Below are 24545 nucleotides of genomic sequence, written 5' to 3' on the forward strand. Positions count from 1 at the left end.
CGTCCCGACCAATCAGGATCAATCTCAAAAAACGACCTCACATGCCCGGAAACATAGCCAAAAACATTCCCAGACACTGGCTCCTGAAAAGCGAACCCAACTGCTTTTCCATCGATGACCTGGCCGCGGCCCCGGACCAGACCACCTTCTGGGACGGGGTGCGCAATTATCAGGCCCGGAATCTGATGCGCGAGATGCGCGTCGGAGACCAGGCCCTGTACTACCACAGCCAGACCAACCCCTCGGTGGTCGGCCTGGCCGAGATCGTCCGCGAGGCCTATCCGGACCACACGGCCTGGGACCCGCAAAGCGGCCACTTCGATCCCAGATCCACCCGGGAAAAACCGCTCTGGGACATGGTGGACATTCGACTGGTCCGTAAATTCGCCCACCCCTTGCCCCTACCCATGCTGCGCACGGTGGCCGATCTGGTCGGCATGGAACTGCTGCGCAAGGGCAGTCGGCTTTCGGTCCAACCCGTGACCGAGTCTCAGTTCAAGACCATCCTGCGGTTGGCCGAGGAAGCAACGGAGGCATACTCATGACCCACGAGGAACTGATCGAGAAAGCCTGGCGCATCACGCCCCCTGGCCGGCAAGCGGCCCGGGAGCGTTTCAACTCACGCACTCACGATTTGTCTTGCTTGAAACCATCCCCCATGCTAAAAAAGCAATATTTTGAATGTGCTTTTCTTATAGTCTCAACCAAGAGGCATCGGGCACGGACATCGAACCCTCATCGCAAGGAGGTCTTATGAGCGTGGATTCCAAGGAACTGTTGGCCAAGATTTCAGGTTTTTACCCTGAGCTGGAGAAATACGGCGTGACCATGACCACGACGTTCGACGAGGCCAAAAAGGCCTGGGTGGTCACCCTGACGAAAGATGGCAATGAGCAAAAGACCCACATTGAGCAGGAAGACGCGGAAAAATGTGTCCAGGGTGTCGAGTGCATCCACCTGGGCGTGCATGTCGCGGACTTCATTCGCGTCTACTGCCAGGGCGGAGAAGCCTGCAAGGTCTGATACAAAAATAGCCGTCACCCCCTTGATGAATGACGGCCTTTACGTTTTCACGAAAAGAGGCACGGACGATCCGCGTCCGTGCCTCTTTTCAATTCAACCATCACCGCTTTTTCACCTTCACCACCCATCGAGTCCAACCCATGGCGAACAGCCCTTCTCCCGTCGACCCTTCTTCACGCTCCGCAACTTCCCACCAGGCCCTCGTCGAGACGCCGCTTCCGATTGCAACGGGGACCCAGGTCCACGTCCTGGCCAACGGCCTTACCGTGCTCGTCCACGAGGACGACCGCTTCCCCCTGGTCTCGATCCGGCTGTTCGTTCGGGCCGGCTCGGCCCACGAAGCCCCGGAACAGGCCGGGATCAGCCACCTGCTCGAACATATGGTCTTCAAGGGCACTCCCCGCCGGGCCCAGGGCCAGGCCGCCGTGGATATCGAATCCCTGGGCGGCGAGCTGAACGCGGCCACGGGGTTCGACGCCACCATGTACATCGTGGATCTGCCCGCGGAGCACTGGGCCATGGGCCTGGATGTGATCCAGGACATGATCTTCAACGCCGCCTTCGACCCCGATGAACTGGAGTCGGAGCGCCGGGTCATCCTGGCTGAGATGGACCAGGGCGACGATGACCCGCACCGCCGGATATTCAAATCCGTTCAGGAACGCATCTGGGCGGGAACGCCTTATGCCCGGCCGATCATCGGCGTTCCGGAAACGGTTCGCTCCATCACCCGGGACGACATCGCGGCCTATGTCCGGTCCCGCTACCAGCCGGGGAACATGGTCCTGGTGCTGTGCGGCGACGTACGGTCTGAAGAGGTCCTGGAGCAGTCTCGTGAGCTTTTCGGCCACCTGACCAACCACGGTGAACGTCATTTTGGCCATTGTCCGGCCCCGCTCATGTCCGCCCACAATGGTGCAAAAGATGTTGCCCAAAATGATGCACAAGGCGTTTCGGGCGGCTCGGCCCCACATATCGCCATCCACCAGGGCCCCTGGCAAAAAGCCCATTTTTTCCTGGCCCTGCCCATTCCCGGTCTGCGGGACGTGCACAGCGTGGGCTTGGACGTGCTGGCCCACATGCTGGGCGGAGACCGGACCTCCCTGCTGTACCGCAAATTCAAGTATGAACAAGGGATAGTGGACACCATCTCCGCTTCAGCCACCACCTTGGACGAAGCGGGAATGCTGTCCATCCAGGCCCAATTGGACCCGGCCAACATCGAGGCCCTCTGGGCCGGCTTGACGGATGTGCTGGCCGACCTGGCTCCGGAGAGTTTCAGCCCGGAGGCCCTGAACCGGGCCAAGCTGAACATGGAAGACAGCCTGTTTCAGACCAAGGAAACCCTTTCCGGCATGGCATCCAAACTGGGCTATTTCCAGTTTCATGAGCTGTCCTTTGAGGCCGAGCGGATCTATCTGCACATGATCAAAAACATGGACCCGAAACAATTACGGGATGTGATCCACGCCCATGTCCGGAAGGACGGGCTGGTCTGTTCTATTTTCACGCCGACTCCCGAAGCTCTGGCGGCGGAGAATCTGCGCGACACGCTGACCCTGAAATGGCCCTCCCGGACCATCGAGGTCGCCACCGCGCCCCACGTCGGTCGCCACCAGCCGGAGATCGTCCATCTGGCACCCGGCCGGACCCTGGTCCTGCTGCCTGATGCATCCTTGCCCTACATGGGCCTGACCATGTGCTGGAACGGAGGCGACCTGTTGCTGGCCGATCAAGAGCAAGGCTTGTCCGAGTTGGCCGCCCGGGTCTGGACCAAGGGAACGCGTTCCAAAAACGCCGTGCAGGTTCAAGACTTTCTGGCGGACAGATCGGCCCGGATGGCGGCCGGGGCCGGGCTGGAGCAATGTTATCTGAACGTCCATTTTCCGGCCCGGTTCAGTCCGGAAATGCTGGCTTTCTTCGCGGAGCAGGTCCAGGAACCGGCCTGGCTGACCGAAGAGCTGGCCCGGGCCAAGCAGGAGCAATGCGCGGCCATCGTCAGGACCGAGGACAGCCCGGTGGGCCTGGCCCTGCGCAACACCTTTCCGTTTTTGTTTTCCGGACACCCCTACGGCTACCAGCGCTCCGGCGCACCGGACGCGGTCGCGGCCTTTGCCAGGGAACAGGTCGTATCCTTCTGGGATCGTCAGAAGGACCGGCCCTGGGTTCTGGCAGCCTGCGGGGACCTGGACCGGGACGCACTTCTGACCATGGCCGAAAACCTGGCTCGCCGGGACGTCATGGCCGCTCCCACTCCCCGATCTCCACACTGGGGCGAGGAACAAAAGCTGTCGCTCCAGCTTCAGGATCGCAACCAGACCCACATCCTGGTGGTTTTTCCCCTGCCGGGCCTGGGCAGCGAACATACCCCGGGCTTGAACCTGCTGCGAGAAGTCCTGGCCGGTCAATCCGGGATGCTCTTTCGCGAGCTGCGCGACGTCCGCGGCCTGGCCTATTCCGTGACCGCCCTGCTCTGGCAGGAGACCCTGGCCGGTTTTCTGGCTTTTTACATCGGAACGGCACCGGGCAACGAAGAGGCTGCGACTGAGGGCTTCCAGGACGTGGTCCGCGGCCTCATCGACCATGGGCTCCCGGAGACGGATTTGGATCGGGCCAAAAACCTGCTCTGGGGTGACTATCAACGCGGGCGGCAACGGTTGATCGCCAGGGCCCACGAAGCGGCGGAGAACCTGTCCCGTGGTTTCACCTTGGACCATTCTCTGGGCATGATCGAGCAGGCCAAACAAGCAACCCCTCACGACCTCGCCGCCCTGGTCCGGGAGTATTTACAGTGGGACCGGGCTTACCTGATCAAGGTTCGACCATAAATCAGCTCCTTATCGTGCTTCACGCTCAAAATGACAAAACAACCTGGGCATACTTCAGCTCGAAATCGAGATCGTCGGCACTCCATGAAGTAACCATAAACACCGATTTCGATTCCGATTTCGATCCTGGCTCCAATGCCAGGTTGACCTGATACTGTCATGCCTCACCGCCCGGATACGCCAAATCACTGCCGACGGTGCGGAACCTGCTGCCGCAAGGGCGGCCCGGCTCTGCATCAGGCTGATCTGACCCTGCTGCGCGAAAAGATTATACTTCAGGAGGATCTTTACACGCTGCGCGTAGGCGAACCGGTTCATGACCAAGCTGCGGGCCGGGTCATCCCGCTGAACGCGGAATGCGTTAAGATTCGTTCGTGGAACGCCGCGAAAACGCTCTTGGCACAGAGCGAAGCGGGCTGTCGCTTTTATCAACCCGCTCCCCAAACCATTCCCGCCAAGCCGACCGTCCATCCCAATGGCCGCTGCGCCATTCACGAGACCAAGCCCATCGAATGCGCGGCTCTGAAGTGCTGGGACACCGCCGACCTGGCAGAGGCCGCCGCGACGCCGCGCCTTTCCAGATTGGATATCCTGGGTCCGGACAACGCCCTGGTCGAACTGGTCCACGATCACGAAACCCGCTGCTCCGTTGCCGACCTGGTCCGCCATCTTCAAGCCCCCACCTCGGAATCCGCCGACCTCCTCCGCCAAGCCGCGGCCTACGACGCCGCGCTGCGAGACCTGCTCCAGGAAAAAGCCGGAATCCTTCCGGACCACCTCCCCTTCCTCCTGGGCCGGCCCCTGCCCGAGGTGGTCCATGGGCTGCGGCGATGGCTGGCGCGAGGTTGATTTTGTGGAGTCATCGAGGATACCACCAGATGGGAAACTACGTGTTTGTATCAAACGTCTCCACATCCCCCACCATCAGGAGGTGCTCCATGCCGTCGTTAACCATGTTCAGGTCGACCGTTCTGTTCCTGCTCCTGATGGGCGTCCTTGGTTGCAATGGCGGCGACGCGCACAACGAGGAACTGATCACCCAGATGAAGGAGGCCACTGACCAGATCGTCGAAACCACCCACGTACCAGGCATCATCGCCCTGGTGGCCGATCACGCCAGGAGGATCAACTGGGTGTACGCGGCCGGAGTCAGCGACATCCCGAACAACATCCCGGCCAATCCATCCTATGTGTTCCGAATCGGCAGCAACACCAAAACTTTTGTCGTCACGGTGCTTTTGCAGTTGGTCGCCGAAGGAAAAATCACACTGGACGACAAGCTCTCCAAGTTTTTTCCTGAATTTCCCAATGCCAACAGGATTACCGTGGCGATGCTCTGCAACATGACCTCCGGCATCCCCAACTACTCGGAAGACGACTACTTCGCGGACCGGATGATCAACCAGCCCAAAAAAGTCTGGGCTCCCATCGAACTGGCTCGCATCGGACTGAACAAAAAATTCAGTTTTGAGCCGGGAGCCGACTGGAAATACTCAAACACGAACACGATCCTCTTGGGCATGATCATCGAACAGGTCACGCAGAACTCACTGCGCCAAGAAATCGAGAACCGAATCGTCTCCAAGCTGGGCTTGCGACAGACCGGGTTTCTGACTTCGGGAACGGAACTTCCCGGAATTCATGGCCGGGGATACTATGAAGATGAATACGTCGAAGGCGCGGACATGACGGAACATTACGATATTTCATGGGGATGGGCGGCTGGATCGGCCTATTCGACGCCTCGCGAGTTGCAAAGATACATCGAGGCCATGGTCGGCGGCGGTTTGCTTCCGGACGACATGCAGACACTTCGGTTCAGCGAGCACATCATCCACCTGAGCGAAACAATTTCCTACGGCCTCGGCTTCTTGCGGCGAGGCACGTTCTACGGCCACAATGGATCACTTCCCGGCTTCACGTCGTCCATGTACCACAGCCCTGTAAAAAACTGCACCGTGATCATCTACTTCAACTCCCAACTGGACGAAGCGATCCCGGACCAACTTTTCGCACGGTTCATGGAGATACTGTACGGAGATGATTATTAGCCGATCATCCGCCCTGGATAAACTTTGCCAAGCGTATTGCCAACCGGCCTTTTCGTCTTACTGTAGACTTTACATCTCCGTGCGAACGGGGCATGGTAGCGTCAACCTCATCGAAAAGTCGGGTCGACATTGACGATCCCCGACTCAAGCCATAAGGAGAGGGCATGGAAAAAAACAGATGCAATCGAGACGTAAGCTGTAAGAGCAATCCCCCAGTTGCCGGCTTGAATCGTCAGCATTCCCCGAAAAAAGGCTTTGATCCGGAATTGATGTTCGTGGAATGTCACAGCTGTGGCCGCCCACTGATCTGGAACCAGGGCGAAGCCAGTCAAATTATTGAACAGTCTGGAATCGACACCAAAAAATTGGACGCCCAGTGTCTGATTCTGGCCGAAGGGTGTCCGCAGTGCGCTCCCGGTGAAGGGGGCTACATGGTGCGCGTGGTCCGGCTCAGGGAAGACGGGTATCGCGACGTCAAGGAGCAGGGCCATTAGCGGGCCGGGCACAAGATACTTTTCCGCCAACCCCCTTCCTTTCCTCCCAGCCGCACGGGGCGAACCAACGTTCGTCCCGTGTACTTTTTTCACGCATGAACACCACTCCATTTTCAACCGTCGCAACATCGAGTGCCCACCGAAAACCACCGTGGCTGCGTAAGCCATTGCCACGGGACGGACGCTTTTCCCAATTGAGCGAGGATCTCCGTGGCCTGGGCCTGGCCACGGTCTGCCGGAGCGCCCGGTGTCCGAACATCGGGGAATGCTTTTCCAACGGAACGGCCACGTTTTTGATCCTTGGCGACGTCTGCACCCGGTCCTGCACGTTTTGCAACATCACCTCCGGCCAGCCCGGTCCGGTAGCCGGGGACGAGCCGCTCCGGGTCAGCCGGGCCGTGGCCCGGATGGGTCTGCGCTACGCGGTGATAACTTCCGTGACCCGCGACGACCTGCCCGACGGCGGAGCCGATCACTTCGCGCGAGTGGTCCGGCAACTCAAGGCCGATATTCCCGGACTGGCCGTAGAAGTGCTGATCCCGGATTTTCAGGGCAGCCGGGCCGCGTTGGAAACCGTGCTGGAGTCCGGCGTGGACGTGCTCAACCACAACCTGGAAACCGTGCCGGAGTTGTACGCCCGGGTTCGTCCCCAAGCCGGATACGCCCGCAGCCTGGAACTCTTGGCCCGGGCTCGGGATTGGGCTAAGGAGCGCGAACAGACCGTGCGCACCAAGAGCGGTCTGATGCTCGGGCTGGGCGAGACACGGGAGCAACTGCGCCGGGTTTTCCGCGATCTGGCCGCCTCGGGGTGTGCCATCCTGACCATGGGCCAGTACCTGGCCCCGTCCGCGGACCATCATCCGGTGATCCGCTATCTGCCCCCCGAGGAGTTCGCCGAGTTGGCCGATATGGCCAGGGCCGAGGGCATCACCGCGGTCTTTTCAGCCCCGCTGGTACGCAGCAGCTACCACGCCTCGGAGGTCGCCGAGTCCACCCTCGTTGCGTCGGATTCAACCTCAACCTCGAACACCGCCTCATGAAAACACACGCCGTTTCCCCGTTCCTTGTCGGTCTGCCCCAGATATCCATCCCCTCGGACCCGGCCCAAAGTCTGGCCAAGGCCGAGGAGTTCGTGCATCAGGCCGCCCGCCTGGGCGCACGGGTAGTCTGCCTTCCGGAGTTGTTCCGATCGCCGTATTTTTGCCAGCACGAGGATCCGGAGTTTTTCGCCCTGGCCGAATCCATTCCCGGCCCGTCCACCGAGGCTCTTGGTCGCGTGGCCAGGGAGGAGGGGGTCGTGGTCCTGGCCTCCCTGTTCGAGCGCCGCTGTCCCGGGGTCTACCACAACACCCTGGCGATCATCGACGCGGACGGATCGCTGCTCGGCGTGTACCGCAAAATGCACATCCCGGACGATCCCGGCTATTACGAAAAATATTTCTTCGCTCCCGGCGACACCGGATTCAGAGCCTTTGACACCCGTTTCGGCCGGATCGGCGGTCTGGTCTGCTGGGACCAGTGGTACCCTGAAGCGGCCCGGCTCACTGCCCTGCGCGGGGCTCTGGCCCTGTTCTACCCCACGGCCATCGGCTGGCATCCCGAAGAGAAGGACAGGTTCGGAGAAGAGCAGCAGGACGCCTGGGTCACGGTGCAGCGGGGGCACGCCGTGGCCAACGGCGTTTACGTGGCCGTGGTCAACCGCGTCGGCCACGAAGTCCCGCCCGGCGGCGGACCGGGCATCGAGTTCTGGGGCAACTCCTTTGTCGCCGGTCCCATGGGCGAGCTGCTCTGCCGGGCCTCGGCGGACAAGGAGGAAATCCTGCTGGCCGAAATCGACCCCGCCCGCCTGGAAACCGTCCGCCAACACTGGCCCTTTTTCCGCGACCGCCGCATCGACGCCTACGGCGGGATCACGAGTCGCTATTTGGGGGATGAGGCATGACCGTCCGATATCGTCTGCCCGCCGAGTGGGAGCCCCACGCGGCCACGTGGTTGGCCTGGCCGCACAATGCCCGGGACTGGCCGGGCAAGTTCACACCCATTCGGTGGGTGTACGCGGAAATCGTTCGTCATCTGGCCCTGTCCGAACCGGTGCGGATTCTGGTCCGTTCCCCGGAGCAGGAACGGGAAGTCCGCAATCTCCTGAAGCGCTCCCATGTGGACCTGGGCCAGGTGACGTTTTTCCCCATTCCCACGAACCGCGTCTGGACACGTGACTATTGTCCGGCTTTTGTTCATGTCCACGACGGCCAGAACAAACGGACGCACGCCGTGCGCTTCGGCTTCAACGGCTGGGCCAAGTACCCGGACCATGAGCTGGACGCCGCGGTGCCGGAGCATATCGCCCGGACTTTGGCCATTCCCCTGACTCCGCTGCGTCACGGCGACCGGACGGTGGTTCTGGAGGGCGGGGCCATTGACGGCAACGGACGGGGCTCGCTGCTGACCACCGAGGAATGTCTGCTGGACCAGCAAACCCAGGTCCGCAATCCCGGCCTGAGCCGCGAAGACCTGGAAGCGGCTCTGCTTGAGCATCTGGGCGTGACCAACGTGATCTGGCTGGGGAACGGGATCGCCGGGGACGACACCCACGGCCACGTGGACGACCTGTGCCGGTTCGTGAACCCGACCACCGTGGTCCTGGTCCGGGAAGACGACCCCAAGGACGCCAACTACCGTGCGCTGCGGGATAACCGCGAACGCCTGGAGTCCGCCCGGCTGGAAGACGACTCCCAGCTCGAAGTCGTGGCCCTGCCCATGCCCGCGCCCCTGTACTTCGAGAACATTCGGCTCCCGGCCAGTTACGCCAATTTTTACATCAGCAACGCCACGGTCGTCGTTCCCACGTTCAACGACCCGCAAGATCGGGTTGCCCTGGGCATCCTGGCCGACCTGTTCCCGGACCGGAAGGTGGTGGGCATTCATGCCGTGGATCTGGTCTGGGGCTTTGGAACCCTGCATTGCCTGACCCACGAGCAAGCCGCGGAGTGACCTCCGGGCGGGAGTTTCCCGCCGTGGTCACTGGCAATCTGAAAGGCGCCGTTCCTTCCCCCATCTACCTGGCGGACCGGAGCCTGATCGTCCAGGATTTGGGCCTCATGCCCTATGACCAAGCCCTGGGAATCCAGGCCGAGGCCGTGCGGGATGTGGCGACCGGAGGAGCGGAGCGGCTTCTGGTGCTGGAGCACCCGCTGGTGATTACCCTGGGCCGCAACAGCGGCGCGGAACATCTGCTCGTTTCCCCGGATACCCTGGCCGAGCGCGGTATCCAAATCGTCCACGCCGCCCGCGGAGGCAGCGTGACCTGCCACTACCCCGGCCAACTCGTGATCTACCCCATCCTGCGCCTGAACCAGCGTCCCGGAGGACTGCGCAGACTCATCTTTGAACTGGAAGAAGCCGTGATCCGGACCCTGACGCCCTACGGCCTGCCCGCAGCCCGCAACACTGGCCGCCCCGGGGGCTGGATCCAAGACCGCAAAATCGCCTCCATCGGCCTGGCCCTCAAGCACTGGGTCACGTTTCACGGCCTGGCCTTGAACGTCGGACTGGATACCTCCCTGTTTGATCTGATTACCCCCTGCGGCCTGTCCGGCGTCCGGGTTACCTCGGTCCACGGTGAGTTGGGACGGGAAGAGCCGGGGATGGCCGAGGTCAAGGAAGCCCTGGTCGCCGCTTTGCGGGAAGAGCTTGCATAGATGTGGAGAATGAGGGATGTTTGAGGAAGGTTGTTGAGCAGGAAGGGAAGGGGGCTCGCGGCTCTGATCTGGAAAGGAGGGTATATAGTGGAAATAGTTGTCCAAATACATGATCAGTATAAGGCTTTAAAATTTGTCGAATTCCTGCGTGCATTCGACTTTGTGGAAATTACTCAAATGAAGAATGCCGATGAAAAAAATGTCCGAAATGAAAATATGGAGGACTTTTTTTCGTGTGCTGGTCTGTGGGCAAATCGGGAAGTCACTGCGGACAGCCTGCGTGAACAGGCATGGAGGCGCTATTCCGTATGATTCTCTGCGACACCGATATTCTTATTGAGTTCTATAAAAATAATGCGGATATCCTTCAGGAACTTCAGATTATCGGACAGAAGAACCTTGCCGTAAGTGCGATCACGCAGGCAGAGTTGTTTTTTGGATCGCTGAATAAGGCTGAACTCCAGAGAATACGCATCCATCTTCAAAGTATTTCGTGTTTACCCGTTGATACCATGACTTCGGATAAGTTTTTGAAACTGATGGAGACCTATTCCCTGAGCCACAAGTTAGGCATTCCAGACGCTATTATCGCGGCAACAGCGATTGTCCACCATCTCCCATTGTATACCTTGAATATCAAGCATTTTCAGTTTATTTCGGAAGTTGAACTGTATCAGGTGATTACGTCTGTGTCTTGAACGTATTGATACCACAGAGGTGAACCATGTCGCGAATGATGAGCGTTCAGGTCCAGACCGGGCAGCTCCGGTCTTCCCCGTCTTTTTTGGCCGGGATTGTCGGGGAGGTGGCGTATGCCCGGCAGGTTCAGGTGTTGGAGGAGCGGGCCGGATGGGCGCGGGTGGCTGTTCCCGGTACGTCGTTGGCTGGCTGGATGCACGGCTCTGCCTTGAGCAGCAAGCGGATCGTGCTTCAGGCCGGGGCCGAGGACGTGGAGCGGGCGGCGACCACCGGCGAGATCGCCCTGGCCGGGAAAGGGTTTAATGAGGAAGTGGAGCGGGAGTTTCGCTCCCGGAATCCGAACCTGGACTTTCGCAGGATCGACCAAATGCAGGCTTCAACCCCGACCATGGCCCAGATCCGTCGATTTGCCCAGGAAGGGCAATTGCGCTTGGCTTAAAGGAGATTGCTCATGAATTCCTGGTCCAGACGAGATTTTTTGGCGTGGTCGGGCAAGGCGGGGTTGGCCGGGGCGTGCGCCGGGCCATTGCTGACAGGGGGGCTGGCGGGGTTGCTGTCCGGGTGCAAGACAGCGGAGATCGCCGCGGATCTGGGGCGTGCCGCGGGGGTGTTGGACGAGCAGCAGGCCCAGTCCGTGGCCCGGGTGGGTACGGCCATCGGCCGGAGCTTCGAGGACATCACTCCGGAGCAGGAATACTACATCGGCCGGACCGTAGGGGCCACGATTCTGGGTTCCTACAAGCCCTACGCCGACCAAGGAGCCAATGCCTACGTCAACCTGGTGGGCACCATGGTCAGTTTGTCATCGGACATGCCCGAGACCTTCGGCGGCTACCATTTCCTGATCCTGGACTCCGATGAAATCAACGCCTTTGCCGCGCCGGGAGGACTGATCTTCATCACCCGGGGGATGCTGCGCTGCTGCGCCACCGAGGACGCGGTGGCCGCGGTACTGGCCCACGAGGTCGGCCATATCCAGCATCATCACGGCATTCAGACTATCCAGCGGGCTCGGCTGACGTCGGCCTTCACCATCCTGGCCGCGGAAGGAGCGCGGACCCTGGGCGGCGCGGACCTGGCCCAGCTGACGGATATTTTCGAGGAATCGGTCTCGGACGTGGTGAACACCCTGGCGGTCAACGGCTACTCCCGTACCGCCGAGCGCGAGGCGGACCGGGCCGCGGCCGTGATCTTGGACCGCGCCGGCTACGACAGCGCGGCCCTGGTGAGCATGCTGGAGGTCATGGACACGAAGCTGACCCCGGGCGGGCCGGACTTCGCCCGCACCCATCCCACGCCCGCCAGCCGGATCAGGGACATCCGTCCGGCTCTGCCCGCGGCTCGGGCCTCGGACCCGGCCCTGCGGCAGCAGCGCTTTCTGGCCGCTTTGCATCGGATTTAGCTGTCCCCTCATGGCCTCTCACGCCAAGGTTCTCCGTCAAGCCGCGATCACCGGCCTAGCCGCCGCGTTCCTGGCGCTTCTGCCTTGGAGCCTGGGGCTTTGGGAGCGCTGGGAGGCCAAGACCTGGGACATGCGCGTGGCCTGGCTGGCTGCTCCGGGTCCGGCCACGGAGGACATCGCCCTGATCCTCCTGGATCAGCAAAGCCTGGATTGGGGGCAGGAGCAAGGCGGCTTAAGCTGGCCCTGGCCCCGTGAGGTCTACACTGCGGTGGTGGACTTTTGCCGCCGGGCCCAGGTTGCCTCCCTGACATTTGACGTGCTCTTCCTGGAGCCTTCGGCCTACGGGGTTGAGGACGACGCCGTGCTGGCCGAGTCTCTGGCCTCCTTCGGCCCCACGGCCCTGGCCCTGTTTCTGAGCCGTGCCGCGGCGGGCGGACTGCCCGGCTGGCCTGAAAGCCTTCCCGAACCCGCCTGGAGCGTGGTCGGTTTGGACGAGTGGCCCGGCGCGGCCCCCCATCTCCTGTCCACCCGAATCAGCCCGCCGCGCCCCGAGTTGGCCGCCGCGGCGCGCGTGTTGGGCAACGTCCAGCTTCGGCCGGATCCGGACGGCGTGTTCCGCCGGATGCGACCCCTGGACGTTTTCGACGGCCGTCCCGTTCCCTCCCTGGGTTTGGCCGCTTTCCTCGCGGCCGATAAAGTCTCTTCCGGCGCAAACCACTCCCCGCTCGCCGCCTTGCTGGAGGGTCGCGGTCTGACCCTGTCCGATCGTTTCATTCCCCTGAACGCCGCCGGCGCGGCCATTTTGCGGTTTCGCGGACCCTCGGGCACCCATGCGGCCTACAGCGCGGCGGCGGTGATCCAGTCCGAACTGCGGCTGTTGGAAGACCTGCCCGCGGTGATCGCTCCGGAAGAACTCCGAGGCAAACACGTATTTTTCGGCTATTCCGCTCCCGGACTGTTCGATCTGCGACCCACGCCGGTCAGCGGGGTCTACCCCGGTGTGGAAATCCAGGCCACGTTTTTGGACAACTTCCTGTCCGGGGATTTTCTACGCGAGCTTCCCGGTCCGGTCACGGTGGGGCTGATCCTCGGCCTGTGCCTGCTCACCGGCTTGGCCTTGGCCGTGTGGCGCTCGCCGCTGGCCGGATCACTGTCGCTTTTGGCGCTGCTGGCCGTACCCGCGGCCCTGGCCGTGCTCGCCTATCAAAACGGCTGGTGGGCGCCCCTGGTGGCGGCCGAGGTCGGCGTGGGCATGGCCGGGGTTTTGGGCCTGCTATTTAATTACGCCACCGAAGGTCGGCAGCGGCGGTTCATCAAGAACGCCTTTCAGCAGTATCTCAGCCCCCTGGTCATCGAACAGCTCATCGCCGACCCTGACAAGCTCAAGTTGGGCGGAGAGCGCAAGGAGCTGAGCATCTTTTTTTCCGACCTGCAGGGCTTCACCACCATTTCCGAGAACCTGGACCCCGAGGCCCTGACCGCCTTGCTCAACGACTACCTCACGGCCATGACCGAGATCATCCATGACGAGGGCGGCACGGTGGACAAGTTCGAGGGCGACGCGATCATCGCTTTCTGGAACGCGCCCCTGGACGTGCCGGATCATGCCCGGCGCGCGGTCCGGGCCGCCCTACGCTGTCAGAGCCAGCTGGCCGAACTGCGGCCGGGGTTTCGGGAGCGAACCGGCCATGATCTGTTCATGCGCATCGGCATCAACACCGGCCCGGCCGTGGTGGGCAACATGGGCTCCCATTCCCGCTTCGACTACTCCATGCTCGGCGACGCCGTGAACTTGGCCGCCCGCCTGGAAGGCGTGAACAAGCAGTTCGGCAGCTTCACCCTGATTTCCGAGGCCACAAGAAAAGCGGCCCTGGAACAGTCCGACGACGATATCCCCATGCGTGAACTGGGCCGGGTGGCCGTGGTCGGCCGCGCCGAGCCGGTGACCGTGTACGAGCCCCTGAGCAGGGATCAGGCATCCGCAAGAGCCGCCGACCTGGACCGCTTCGCCCAGGGACTTGATGCCTTTTACAGGGCTGACTTTGACCAGGCCGCGCGGATCCTCGCCTCTTTGGCCGAGGTTGATCCCGCAGCGGACGGATACCTGGAAATCTGCCGCGACCATCCCCCGGTTGCGCCTGAGGATTGGGACGGGGTGCGCCGAATGCGGACGAAGTGATGGGGGGATTCGGAACGCCTTGAGCGACCCACGGGAGCGGGCGGTTCATTCGCGTGGCTATTTGGTCGTCACGGTCACCAGGGAAGGCTCATAACCCTCAGGCGGAACGTGGCCCAGCAGGGTGCAGAGGGTCGCGGCGACGTTGGCCAGGCCTGGTTCCGGAACGTGGGCGAGCTGGATGGCGTTGCGGTCGCAAAAGTCCTTGACGATGAACGGTACCGGGCTCAGAGTGTGGGCGACCATGGGGGAGCGTTTGCCGTTTTTCTCGGTCCACATGCAGTCCGCGTTGCCGTGGTCCGCGGTAACCACGGCGATCCCTCCGGCCTGGGCCACCGCGTCCAGGATCCGTTCCAGGCAGGTATCCACAGTGGCCACGGCGATCCGGATCGCCGGCTCCACTCCGGTGTGGCCGACCATGTCGCCGTTGGCCAGATTCAGTCGAATGAAGCGGCGGCTGCCCTGGGCAATGACCTCCACGACCCGGTCCGTGATCTCGGCGGCCTTCATCCAGGGCCGTAGGTCGAAGGCGATCCTGTCCGAGGGGATTTCCTCGTAGGCTTCGAGATTCTTGTCGATATACCCGGACTTGTTACCGTTCCAGAAGTAGGTCACGTGGCCGAATTTCTGGGTTTCCGAAATGGCGAAGGACGTGATCCCCGTGGCGCAGAGATGCTCGCTGACGGTTCCGGTGATGGTCGGCGGTTCCACGAGGAAGTTCTTGGGGATCAAGGCGTCCCCGTCGTACTGCATCATCCCGGCGTAAAACACGTCCGGACGGCGGACCCGGTCGAACTCGGAGAAGTCCGCCTCTTCGAATGCTCGGGAAATCTCGATGGCCCGGTCTCCGCGGAAGTTGAAGAAGACCACGGCGTCGTCGTCCTCAATGGTCCCCACCGGTCCGTCGGAATCCACGACCACGAAGCTGTCCATGTACTGGTCGGTTATTTTCGGGTTTTCCCGGTAGTAGGTCGAAATCGCCTCGGAAGCTGAAGCAAAGGGTCGCCCTTGACCCAGGACGTGGGCCTGCCAGCCTTTTTCCACCACCTTCCAGTTGGCGTTATAACGGTCCATGGTCGTGACCATCCTGCCCCCGCCCGAGGCGATCCGATAATCCCTTCCATCCGTTGACAGCCCGGCCAGGCGGGATTCCAGCGGTTCAACGTAGCGCAGCGCGCTTCTCTGATCCACGTCCCGGCCGTCTAGCAGGGCATGCACCCGGACCCGGCGCACTCCGGCCCGGACGCAGCCGTCCAGCAGGGCGTGGAGTTGGTTGATATGGCTGTGCACGTTGCCGTCCGAAACCATGCCGATGAAATGCACTGTTCCTCCGTCCAAACCAGCCTGGATCACGCGGCCCCAGGCCTCGCCCACAAAGACCCGGCCCGAGGCGATGGCCTCGTTGACCAGTCGGGCTCCCTGGGAAAAGACCCGCCCCGCGCCCAGAGCATTGTGCCCCACCTCGGAATTGCCCATGTCGTCCTCCGAGGGCAGCCCCACGGCGGTTCCATGGGCCTTGAGCCGGACCATAAGCGGTTCGCCCAGCAAGGCGTCCAAAACCGGGGTGTAGGAAACGAAGACGCCATCGCTGGTGTCTTGCGGGCCAAGGCCAACCCCGTCCATGATGACGAGAACCACGGGGCCGGGACAAGGTTGAACTCCGGGGAGCGGAGCGAGGGGCGTCTTGATCATGGTAATATTCCTTTGCTTGAAGTTTTGTAACTACTCAGCACACCTTGTGTGCTCTTCCCGTGGCCATCGGAGTCGGGGTCGGGATCGGAGTTGGGATCGGAACAGAAAAAAATAGAACGCATCCCAAGTGTTTTCGATCCCGATTCCGATTCCGATTCCGACCCCGGCAAAGGCATTACTCTGTGCTGAGTAGTTGCGAAGCTATTCCCGGGAAGATCGCGTATTGTGGCTTCACGTTTCAGGAAGAGCGTATCAGCGCAGCAGGTCGGATGCAAAACGGGAATGACTGGCCCGTGTGGGTCATCTTCCGCGCAATATATTCCAGTAATACCGAAATCTTGGTTTCCAGATCGTCCGCAGGGGGCCGCGTTTGTCTTGCAGGGCGTCGCCCTGGAGCCGGTAGAGCGGGCCGCCGCCGGGGTTGCGCCAGCCGTGGTTCAGGGCCGCGCCGATGCGCATCCGGTAGGGGTAATGGCGGGTCGCGAGCCTGTCGATCCGGCGGTTCACCAAGCCTGACGGGTAGACATAGGTGTTCGGGAATCGGCCCAGATGGTCGGCGATGGTTTGACCAGCGTGGCGGATTTCCCGGTCCAGGTCCACGCCCGGTCCGGTCAGATCCTGGTGCCCGGCGGAATGGCAGGCTACCTGGACCGTTCCGCTGTCCTGCATTTCCCGCAGCTCTTGCCAGGTGCAAAAGCAGGCCGTGTCCCCCTCGCGTCCGGCTTGGGAACTGACACGCAGACGGTCGTGCATCTGGGCGGTGGTTTCCTCCCGGATCACGTCCGTGGATACGCCGACCACCGCCTTCAGTCCCAGTTCCCGCAGCAGCGGATATGCGAAGTGAAAGAAGCCGACATGGGCGTCGTCAAAGGTCAGGCAGACGCTGAGACTGCCCGGTTGTAGCGGCTCTCCCGGCAGGACTACGGGATGGTTGTCGCGCACGTAGCGGAGATGGGCGTGGAGCAGGCCCGGGTCGTTGGCGTATTTGCCACCGCCGGGAACCACGTCATGGTACATCAGGACGGCGAGCACGCAGGTTGGCCTCGTACAGCTTGAGATACTTGTAGAACGCGGTGTGGCCGTTGTAGGCCGAGATGAGCAGGCCCTCGTAGCCCTGGAGAAATCCGCGCTGGAGCAGGTAGGATTTGAAAAAGGCGAAGCCGCCGTGCAGTGCGGCCTTCAGGGGGCTGGAGGACTTATTTCCGGCGTGCTGGGCCGCGAACTGATCGGTGTAGCGCTGCATCTTGGTCAGGAAGTCGGCGACGCAGGCGTAGGAGTAGTGCCTGACCGGATAATTGAGGCGAACCTCGCGCAAACCCGCGGTGATCACGCCTTCATGCACCGCCGCGTCCGTGAACCGGGTGCGCCCGCGATGAAACAGCCGGACGTGCCGGTCCGGATGCCAGCCGCAGGTGGTGATCCGCTTGCCGTTGAAGTAGTTTTCCATGGGGAAGGAGTAGACGCAGTCCGGGTCCAGGTTTTGGGAGGCGATCTCGGCGAAGAGTTCCGGTGTGACGATCTCGTCGCTGTCGATGGACAGAATCCAGTCGTAGGCGGCCAGTTCCGAGGCCCGGTTGTGCAGGGGGCCGAAGCCCGTGAAGGGCTCCTGGAAAACGCGGACATTGGAGAAGGTCGCGGCGATGTCCAGGGTGGTGTCGGTGGAGCCGTTGTCTAGAACCACCACGTTCGGAAAGCCGGAAACGGCATGCAGGCATTCGGTGAGCAGGCGCTGGGCGTCTTTGGTCAGGATGGTGACGCTGATGGGTGGTGCGTGGGGAGTGGGCATGATGGCTTGGTTGGAAGCGACCGACGAGGACAGCGGCCCGGAAATATCATTTCGAACACTGGACGCGGAGCTTTGCATCCGGCAAAAACTCCCTTGCCCAAGCAAGCCGTGAAGTCAACTCCAACCCGACCACGAACATGCAACATTCCGAATCTCCCTCTTCCTTGCCAGCGCATCTTCGCGACCTGAAGGGCGTTCTTGTGGATCATTCCGTTCTGGATGCGCCCATGACCAAGCGGGTGCTGGGGCGGCTGGCTCATCTGCCCGTGGAGGTTCGCGACCATGATGAAGGGGCGGCGGGTTCGCTTCGGATCGGACGGCACGGGACAAGCGCCGGGCGAGATGCGGGCGAGGCCGAGGCAGGACAGGGCGTGGTGTATCTGAAGCACTACAAAGGCCGGTTTTTGCGTTCCTGCCCGGGGACACGGCACTATCACTGCTGCGCCTACCGGATCGTGCATATCGGCGAGAACTGCCCTTTGTCTTGCTCGTATTGCATCCTCCAGGCCTACTTTCAAGACCGGGTACTCAAGGTCTGGGCCAATCAGGCTGATTTGTTCGCCGAATTGGAGATGGCTTTTGGGGAGCGACCCGACCAGCACTGGCGGCTGGGCACCGGGGAGTTCACCGACTCCCTGACCCTGGAGCCGCTGACCGGCTACAGCCGGGATCTGGTGGAGTTTCTTGGCGCGTATCCGCAAGCCTGCCTGGAACTGAAATCCAAGGTCGTGGATCTGAGCTGGATGGACCGGGTGGTCAGGCCGGACCGGGTTCTGCCGGCCTGGTCCATGAACGCGCCGGAGATCCAGGCCGACCAAGAGGGCGGCAGCGCGTCGCTGGAAGAGCGCCTGCGGGCCGCCCGGACCTGCGCCCAGGCGGGTTTCCGCGTCTGCCTGCACTTCGACCCGGTGATCCCGTTTCCCGGTTGGGAGCGCGGCTACACGCGAACCGTGGAAATGATCGCGGACCATCTCCGCCCCGAGGACGTAGCCTACATCAGCCTGGGATCGCTGCGCTTCATGCCGGAACTCAAGCAGCGCATCGAGGAAAACCACCCCCAGGCCCGCTACATTTACGCCGAATTCATCACCGGTCTGGACGGCAAGCAACGCCTGCTCCGCCCCCTGCGGGTCCGCCAACTGCGCCACGTGGCCGAAGCGCTGCGCCGGGCCGGATTTCAAGGCCTGTACCTGTGCATGGAGTCCGACGAAGTCTGGGACGCGGTGTTCGGATACGCGCCGAAGGACTTGGGCGGGCTGGGTCGGTATTTGATGCGGCGGGCGGTTGGGGAATGAGGGGGCCTTCCTGTTTCAGCGGCTATGATCCCGAAACCACTGTTCCAGTGTGGTGCAGTGGCGGCAGGCGCCGCGTTTTTGGAATATTCGGACCAGGGCCATGCCCATGATGAACCCCCCGATGTGCGCCCACCAGGCGATGCCGCCGCCGATGCCCTGGAAGACCAGGGAGAAGAGGCCGGAGACGATCTGGATCAGGAACCAGATGCCCAGGAAGATCACCGCCGGGATTTCGAAAAAGAAGGGCAGAAAGAGGATGGGCACGAAGGCCACCACCCTGGCGTGGGGGTAGAGCAGGAGGTACGCGCCCATTACACCGGCGATGGCCCCGGAGGCCCCGACAACGGGAACCGTGGAGCCCAGGTTGAAGAGCAGGTGGGCCAGGATCGCTCCCAGTCCGCAGAGCAGGTAGAACAGGACGAATCGCACAGTGCCCATCACGTCTTCCACGTTGTCCCCGAAAATCCAAAGCATCCACATGTTCAGCAGGTAGTGCAGCCATCCGGCGTGCAGGAACATGTGCGTGACCAGGGTCATGGTCCAGTCCGGGGAGTAGCCGACCCACTGGGCCCAGCCCGGGTCCGTGGCTCGGGCCGGAACCATGCCGAAGACGTGGGTGAAGCGGAGCAGCTCCCGTTCCGTCATGGTCAATTGGAGGATGAAGACCAGGGTGTTGGCGATGATGATCAGCCACATGCCGTAGGACGGGCTTCGGCTGGGGATGTTGTCGCGAAGTGGGAACATGCTCTTCCCTTAGACCATTATCTATTCCAAAGCATCTCTTTCGGGGTCGGAATCGGGGTCGAATTAGGGTTACAGGCGATCAAACATTATCGATCCCGATACCGATTCCGACGCCGACACCGATACCTTCATATTTTGGCGAATAATGTGTTGCCGAGAGAGAACCGGTGTTATGCGGGGTTGCTTTCAGAAGCCTATTCCGGGGCCACCAAGGCGGTGATCCGGGCCAGAATGCGGCGAACGCCTTGCTGGCGCAGCCATTGCAAGACATCGACCAGGCTCCGTGCTTTTTGGGCGAGTTCGTCTCGCGTACCCGGGTTGGTCACGACGAGGTGGCAGGCCCGGATTTTTTTTGCTTCGGGCCATTGCCAGGACTCCATGTCCGCCAGCAGGTTTTCGTCCCAGCCCCGATCGGACCGCAGCCAAGCTCGGCGACGGTCCGGGTCGCAGGCCAGGCCGACGATCAGGTCGAAGTCCGAAGGCCACCCGGTTTCCAGCAGCAGAGGTACCTCGGCCGCGGCGACCCGGTGCTTGCGGTGGGCTTGCCAGAAGTCTTCCAGATGGTGCCTGGCCAGGGGGTGGATCAGGGCTTCCAGCTCTCGGCGCAGGTGCGGCGTCTCCCGCAGGGCGTTCAGCAAGGCACGTTTGTCCACCGGGCCCTCGGGGTCCGGAATAAAGCGGTCCCCGAAATTCCTCCGCAGTAACTCCCAACCGTCCCGCCCCGGTAGATACAATTCCGCCACGGCCTTGTCCGCGCTCCAGGCCGGAAGACCCAGGGCCGCCAAGTCGGCCAGGAGCAGGCTTTTACCGCAACCGGGCATGCCGGTCAGGCCGACGCGCTGGGTGGTTCGGGAGCCGACCAGGATCACCCGGAGCATGTCCTTGGGCGGCGGCAGCACGAAGGACAGGGGCTGGTTGGTGCGCGGATGGGGCAGGCCGAGTTTCCAGGCGTGCAGCATGGGACGGCGGAGTAGGGCGTTCAGGCAGGGGATGTCATCCTGCCAGCTCGTGAATGATGCCGGGCAGTAGGTCGGGTCGCCGAGCAGCGGGTGGCCCACGTGGCGCATATGCACCCGGATCTGGTGCGTCCGGCCGCTGGCGATGCGCACCTGGACTAGGCTGAAGCGGTCCTCGGGCGCGGTCCAGAGCAGCGTGTACGCGCTGTGCGCCGGTTTGCCGCCCTTTTCGGTTACGGCCATGCGGGTCTTGAGGGTCGGGTGCCGACCGATGGGGGCGTCCACGATGCCTTCGGCACGGGGGCGGCCGTGGACCAGAGCCAGGTAGACCTTTTCCACCTCCCGCGCGGCAAAGGCCGAGGCCAGACACAGCCGGGTCGGCTCATTCAGGGCCACGGCCAAGAGGCCCGTGGTGTCCTTGTCCAGGCGGTGCACGATGCCGGGCCGGGATGTATCCATTCCACCGGCGCCCTTCCCGGCGAGTTCCGGAAAATGGTGCAGTAACCGGTGGACCAAAGTGCCTTGGTCCAGGCCTGCGGCGGGATGGACCACCAGATCGGCTGGCTTGTTCAGGATCACCAGGTCGTCGTCGTGGTAGAGAACGTGGAGTTCGCGATTTTCAGGCGTCAAGCCGGAATTCGGGACGGCGGCCCGCAACTCCAGCCGGTCCCCGGGAGCAAGGCGGCGGCCGGGACGCAGACAGGGACTACCGTTGATCAGGGCCAGGCCGTTTTTGATCCAGGACTGAATGCGGGAGCGGGCAACGCCCTGGTCTTCGGCATGGCGCATCCAGAACTGATCCAGCCTGACGCCGCCTTGATCCTGAGAGACCACGGAGGTCAGGGTCGAGGCCTGTGAGGCTGAGTCGGGAGGGGGCACGAGAGGGGGGATGGGGTGAGAGTATCCGCGAAAGGAAGGTCCGCTGGACGTCTTGTGTGAGACGTCCAGCGAACCTGGAAATATACCTGTTCGCTACTGGTCCAGGTAGTATTCCACCGTAGTCACCACGCGCAGAGTCTTGTTGATCTGCTTGTGTTCCTGCATGTCCGGGGCATTGTCCCGGGGCAGGATCTGGAACAAGCCCTGATTGGCCCGGCGGATGCCGCCGAGTCGGCTGCCGGAGTCCGCGGCGAACTGCTCAGCGGCCAGACGAGCGTTCACCGTGGCTTCGGCGATCATCTCCGGCTTGACGTCGTTGAGCCCGGTGAACAGGTAGACCGGACCGCCGGCGCTCCATTCCGCGCTGAGCACCACCCCGGCGTCCACTAACTCGCTGACCTTTTGGCTGGCCGAGGCGATGAGGTCCACGTTTTCGGTGCGGGCAACGAGGATTTGGGTTAGTATGAATCTGGAATCCACCGGCCCGGAGCGATAGGTCTGGGCCAGCAGATCGGTGACCTCCAGGGACTGCACTTCGATGGCTTCCCTGGGCAGGCCGTTGCGGACCAGGAATTGGACCACCTTTTCCGCGTCAGCGGCCAGTTGAGCGTGGACCCTGGTCAGGTCGTCTCCCGTGGCCACGAAGCGCATCGGCCAGATGGCCAGATCAGCCTTAACCTCGGTTTCGGCCAAGCCCCGGACCGTCACGAAGCGGTCACCCAGCCGTCCATCCACGAACCCCTTTCCGATGAAGAAGCCTCCCAAGGTCAATCCAACGGCGACAAGCAGCGCGGCGACGAACAACTTGAGCGGGGAATCGGACATGGTCAACCTCCTTGGAGTGACGGGACGAGGGAATTGGTCGCGGCGACGGTGAAAGAGCGTCAGCGCGGCGCGGGACGCAGGACGTCCTGGCGTAGGATCCGAATTTCGGCCTTGCTTTGCAACTCGGCCACGAAAGCCTGCGTGAATTCGCGTTGTCGGGATTGGAGCAGAGATGCGCGCCACTCGTCTTGCTCGGCGAACCACTGCTCTTCCGGTGGGGCGATGCGCTCTTGGACCCGGGCGACGATGAACGAATCTTGCATTTCATAGACTTCTGGAAGCCAGTCGCCCACCGGCGCGCCAAAGGCGTCCGACCCCAGGCTCGGATGAAAGCCCAGGCCGGGAATGAAGCCTTGGCGACCGAAGGGGGCGCTGGTCCGCAGCTCCTCGGGTATTTCCGCGGCTTCGGCGGTAATTGCTCCCAAGGCCTGTTCGGCCTTGGTCCGGGCGGCCTCCTTTGCCTTTTCCAGGCGCAACTGGGCCACGACGCGGTCCCGAACTTCTTCCAGAGGACGAACGCGCTGGGGTTCGAAGTCGATGCGCTGGGCCAGCAGATAGCCGTCGGCCATGAGGATCGGGGTCTGGGTGATGGCCCCGTCCTGGAGTCCGAAGAGCACGGCCACGGCTTCCGGCGACAAGTCTAAACCGGACGGGGATTGGCCCATGGGAAAGAACTCCGAGGTCCGGAGTTCAAGGTTGAGCTTTTCAGCGGCCTTTTCCAGGGATTCCCCGACGATGATCTGTTCCATGGCCAGGTCCAGGGTTTCGGGCAGTCGCTCCAGGGCGTGCTCCTCAGCCAATCTGGCCCGGATGGTCGCGGCCACTTCTTCCAGGGGCACGACGCCGCTTTCTCGGCGATCCTCGACCTGAATCAGATGCCACCCGAACGGGCTGCGCACCGGCTCGCCGACCTGACCGGGTTCAAGGCTAAAGGCCGCGTCCTCGAACTCGGCGACCATCTCCCCGCGTCCGAACCAGCCTAGATCGCCGCCCTGGGCAGCGCTGGTGTCTTGCGAGTACTCCCGTGCCATGTCGGCGAAGGATTCCCCGGCCTGAATCCGGACCAATACCTCCAGCATTGCTTCCCGAGCCCTCTCCTGGGCCTCTTCCGTGTCGTCCTCGGGGGTGATCAAGATATGCCGGGCTTTGACCTGCTCCGGCTGGGCGTATTCATGGGCCATGGCGGTGTAATAGGCCGCGATCTCTTCCTGGGTGACGCGGGTGGGGTCGGCCAGTTCGGCCGGGCTGATGTTCAGGTAGGCGATGCGTATCCGAGCCGGCACCTGAAAGGTGTTCAATTGCGACTGGTAGCGGGCTTCCACGGCTTCCTCGTCGACGTCGAAGCCGTCAAGCTCCGTGGTCCAGGGGAACGAAAGGTATTCCAGCACGGTTTCTTCTTGCGCGAAGATGAAGATGTCCCTGACCTCCTGGTCGGAAACCGCGGCTGGCAGGGCGATAAATTCCTGGAGGCGCTGGATGACCAAGTCCCCGCGGAAGTCGCGCTCGAACTGGGAGGGAGTCAGGTTGTGGGCTCGCAGAACCGCTTGGTATTGGGCCGGGTCGAAGCGGTCCTCCAGATTACGGAAGACTTGCATGCCGGTAATGGCTTGGCGCAGCTCCTGGGCGGAAACGTTCAGGCCCAACCGAGCGGCCTCCTGCTCCATGAGCTTGGTGTTGACCATCTGGCCGAAAATCTGTCCTCGAAAATCCATCCGCTCCAGTTCGTCCACGCTGACGTTGGGGTTCTCCTGGCGCAGGTTGTCCAACGTCTGCCGGTAAACCCGTTGAAAGTCCTCCAGGAACAGAGGGCTCTCGTTGATCTCGGCCAGAACATCGCCCCGCTCGCTGCGAAAGCTGCCGACCCCCCAGAAGACGAACACCAGGATGATGATCCCGAATATGACCTTTACGCCCCAGGACTGGGCGTTGCGACGAATGGCGTCAAGCATTGCTGCTCCTTGCGTGCTGCCCCGCGGTGTGCGCGGGAATAAAGATTG

The 24545-nt window shown here is 62.3% G+C and carries 23 protein-coding genes; 16 read left to right on the forward strand and 7 right to left on the reverse strand.

Annotated elements, in window-relative coordinates; genetic code table 11:
- Positions 1-41: 41 nt before the first annotated feature.
- The 15 genes from C6366_RS00690 to C6366_RS00760 all read left to right on the forward strand — a co-directional run bounded on the left by C6366_RS00690 (position 42) and on the right by C6366_RS00760 (position 14374).
- Entirely contained in the window at positions 42-545 is a 504-nt protein-coding gene (locus C6366_RS00690) for an EVE domain-containing protein (protein WP_107735424.1), read from the forward strand.
- 208 nt (positions 546-753) lie between these two features.
- Complete coding sequence (locus tag C6366_RS00695; RefSeq protein WP_107735425.1) at positions 754-1023, forward strand: hypothetical protein; 270 nt, start codon at positions 754-756, stop codon at positions 1021-1023.
- 140 nt (positions 1024-1163) lie between these two features.
- A complete protein-coding gene (locus C6366_RS00700) occupies positions 1164-3851 on the forward strand; it encodes a pitrilysin family protein (protein WP_158269579.1) in 2688 nt (895 codons plus the stop codon).
- Positions 3852-4010: 159 nt separating this feature from the next.
- Positions 4011-4700 (forward strand): YkgJ family cysteine cluster protein, encoded by a 690-nt coding sequence (locus C6366_RS00705; protein ID WP_107735427.1) that lies wholly within the window; start codon positions 4011-4013, stop codon positions 4698-4700.
- Between the two features lie 89 nt (positions 4701-4789).
- Positions 4790-5902, forward strand: a complete 1113-nt coding sequence (locus C6366_RS00710) for a serine hydrolase (RefSeq protein ID WP_158269580.1) — start codon at positions 4790-4792, stop codon at positions 5900-5902.
- A gap of 164 nt (positions 5903-6066) precedes the next feature.
- On the forward strand, positions 6067-6396 hold the full coding sequence (locus C6366_RS00715; protein WP_233248346.1) for a hypothetical protein: 330 nt from the start codon (positions 6067-6069) through the stop codon (positions 6394-6396).
- Between the two features lie 95 nt (positions 6397-6491).
- Complete coding sequence (gene lipA / locus C6366_RS00720; RefSeq protein ID WP_107735429.1) at positions 6492-7436, forward strand: lipoyl synthase; 945 nt, start codon at positions 6492-6494, stop codon at positions 7434-7436.
- Positions 7433-8338 carry a carbon-nitrogen hydrolase gene (locus tag C6366_RS00725; protein WP_107735430.1) on the forward strand — a complete coding sequence of 302 codons (906 nt, stop codon included), beginning with the start codon at positions 7433-7435 and terminating at the stop codon, positions 8336-8338. The genes lipA and C6366_RS00725 overlap by 4 nt, the downstream gene beginning before the upstream one ends.
- Positions 8335-9387: an agmatine/peptidylarginine deiminase gene (locus C6366_RS00730; protein ID WP_107735431.1), complete on the forward strand. Its 1053-nt coding sequence runs from the start codon at positions 8335-8337 to the stop codon at positions 9385-9387. The genes C6366_RS00725 and C6366_RS00730 overlap by 4 nt, the downstream gene beginning before the upstream one ends.
- Positions 9357-10094 (forward strand): lipoyl(octanoyl) transferase LipB, encoded by a 738-nt coding sequence (gene lipB / locus C6366_RS00735; RefSeq protein ID WP_233248347.1) that lies wholly within the window; start codon positions 9357-9359, stop codon positions 10092-10094. The genes C6366_RS00730 and lipB overlap by 31 nt, the downstream gene beginning before the upstream one ends.
- A gap of 87 nt (positions 10095-10181) precedes the next feature.
- Positions 10182-10406, forward strand: a complete 225-nt coding sequence (locus C6366_RS00740; protein WP_146164733.1) for a hypothetical protein — start codon at positions 10182-10184, stop codon at positions 10404-10406.
- The gene (locus C6366_RS00745) at positions 10403-10792 is read left to right on the forward strand and encodes a type II toxin-antitoxin system VapC family toxin (RefSeq protein WP_107735433.1); all 390 of its coding nucleotides are present in this window, start codon (positions 10403-10405) and stop codon (positions 10790-10792) included. The genes C6366_RS00740 and C6366_RS00745 overlap by 4 nt, the downstream gene beginning before the upstream one ends.
- Positions 10793-10818: 26 nt before the next feature.
- Entirely contained in the window at positions 10819-11232 is a 414-nt protein-coding gene (locus C6366_RS00750) for an SH3 domain-containing protein (protein WP_107735434.1), read from the forward strand.
- A gap of 12 nt (positions 11233-11244) precedes the next feature.
- Positions 11245-12195, forward strand: coding sequence for a M48 family metallopeptidase (locus C6366_RS00755; protein WP_107735435.1), 951 nt, complete (start codon positions 11245-11247; stop codon positions 12193-12195).
- Positions 12196-12205: 10 nt separating this feature from the next.
- Positions 12206-14374 (forward strand): CHASE2 domain-containing protein, encoded by a 2169-nt coding sequence (locus C6366_RS00760; protein ID WP_107735436.1) that lies wholly within the window; start codon positions 12206-12208, stop codon positions 14372-14374.
- A gap of 57 nt (positions 14375-14431) precedes the next feature.
- On the opposite strand, the gene gpmI is transcribed toward C6366_RS00760, so the two are convergent.
- The 3 genes from gpmI to C6366_RS00775 all read right to left on the reverse strand — a co-directional run bounded on the left by gpmI (position 14432) and on the right by C6366_RS00775 (position 17927).
- Complete coding sequence (gpmI, locus tag C6366_RS00765) at positions 14432-16063, reverse strand: 2,3-bisphosphoglycerate-independent phosphoglycerate mutase (RefSeq protein WP_107735437.1); 1632 nt, start codon at positions 16061-16063, stop codon at positions 14432-14434.
- Positions 16064-16363: 300 nt separating this feature from the next.
- Complete coding sequence (locus tag C6366_RS00770) at positions 16364-17095, reverse strand: polysaccharide deacetylase family protein (RefSeq protein WP_107735438.1); 732 nt, start codon at positions 17093-17095, stop codon at positions 16364-16366.
- Complete coding sequence (locus C6366_RS00775; protein ID WP_199221386.1) at positions 17070-17927, reverse strand: glycosyltransferase family 2 protein; 858 nt, start codon at positions 17925-17927, stop codon at positions 17070-17072. The genes C6366_RS00770 and C6366_RS00775 overlap by 26 nt, the downstream gene beginning before the upstream one ends.
- Positions 17928-17986: 59 nt before the next feature.
- Between C6366_RS00775 and C6366_RS00780 the strand changes: the two genes are divergently transcribed.
- On the forward strand, positions 17987-19144 hold the full coding sequence (locus tag C6366_RS00780) for a spore photoproduct lyase family protein (RefSeq protein ID WP_199221387.1): 1158 nt from the start codon (positions 17987-17989) through the stop codon (positions 19142-19144).
- A 15-nt stretch (positions 19145-19159) separates the two neighbouring features.
- Here the strand turns inward: C6366_RS00780 and C6366_RS00785 are convergent, their stop codons facing one another.
- The 4 genes from C6366_RS00785 to C6366_RS00800 all read right to left on the reverse strand — a co-directional run bounded on the left by C6366_RS00785 (position 19160) and on the right by C6366_RS00800 (position 24497).
- The gene (locus C6366_RS00785; RefSeq protein ID WP_107735439.1) at positions 19160-19888 is read right to left on the reverse strand and encodes a rhomboid family intramembrane serine protease; all 729 of its coding nucleotides are present in this window, start codon (positions 19886-19888) and stop codon (positions 19160-19162) included.
- Between the two features lie 194 nt (positions 19889-20082).
- Positions 20083-21723 carry a dephospho-CoA kinase gene (locus C6366_RS00790; RefSeq protein ID WP_146164734.1) on the reverse strand — a complete coding sequence of 547 codons (1641 nt, stop codon included), beginning with the start codon at positions 21721-21723 and terminating at the stop codon, positions 20083-20085.
- A 93-nt stretch (positions 21724-21816) separates the two neighbouring features.
- On the reverse strand, positions 21817-22548 hold the full coding sequence (locus tag C6366_RS00795; RefSeq protein WP_107735441.1) for an SIMPL domain-containing protein: 732 nt from the start codon (positions 22546-22548) through the stop codon (positions 21817-21819).
- A gap of 59 nt (positions 22549-22607) precedes the next feature.
- Complete coding sequence (locus C6366_RS00800; protein WP_107735442.1) at positions 22608-24497, reverse strand: SurA N-terminal domain-containing protein; 1890 nt, start codon at positions 24495-24497, stop codon at positions 22608-22610.
- Positions 24498-24545: the final 48 nt, after the last annotated feature.

The organism is Desulfonatronum sp. SC1 (assembly GCF_003046795.1).
Lineage (GTDB): Bacteria > Desulfobacterota > Desulfovibrionia > Desulfovibrionales > Desulfonatronaceae > Desulfonatronum.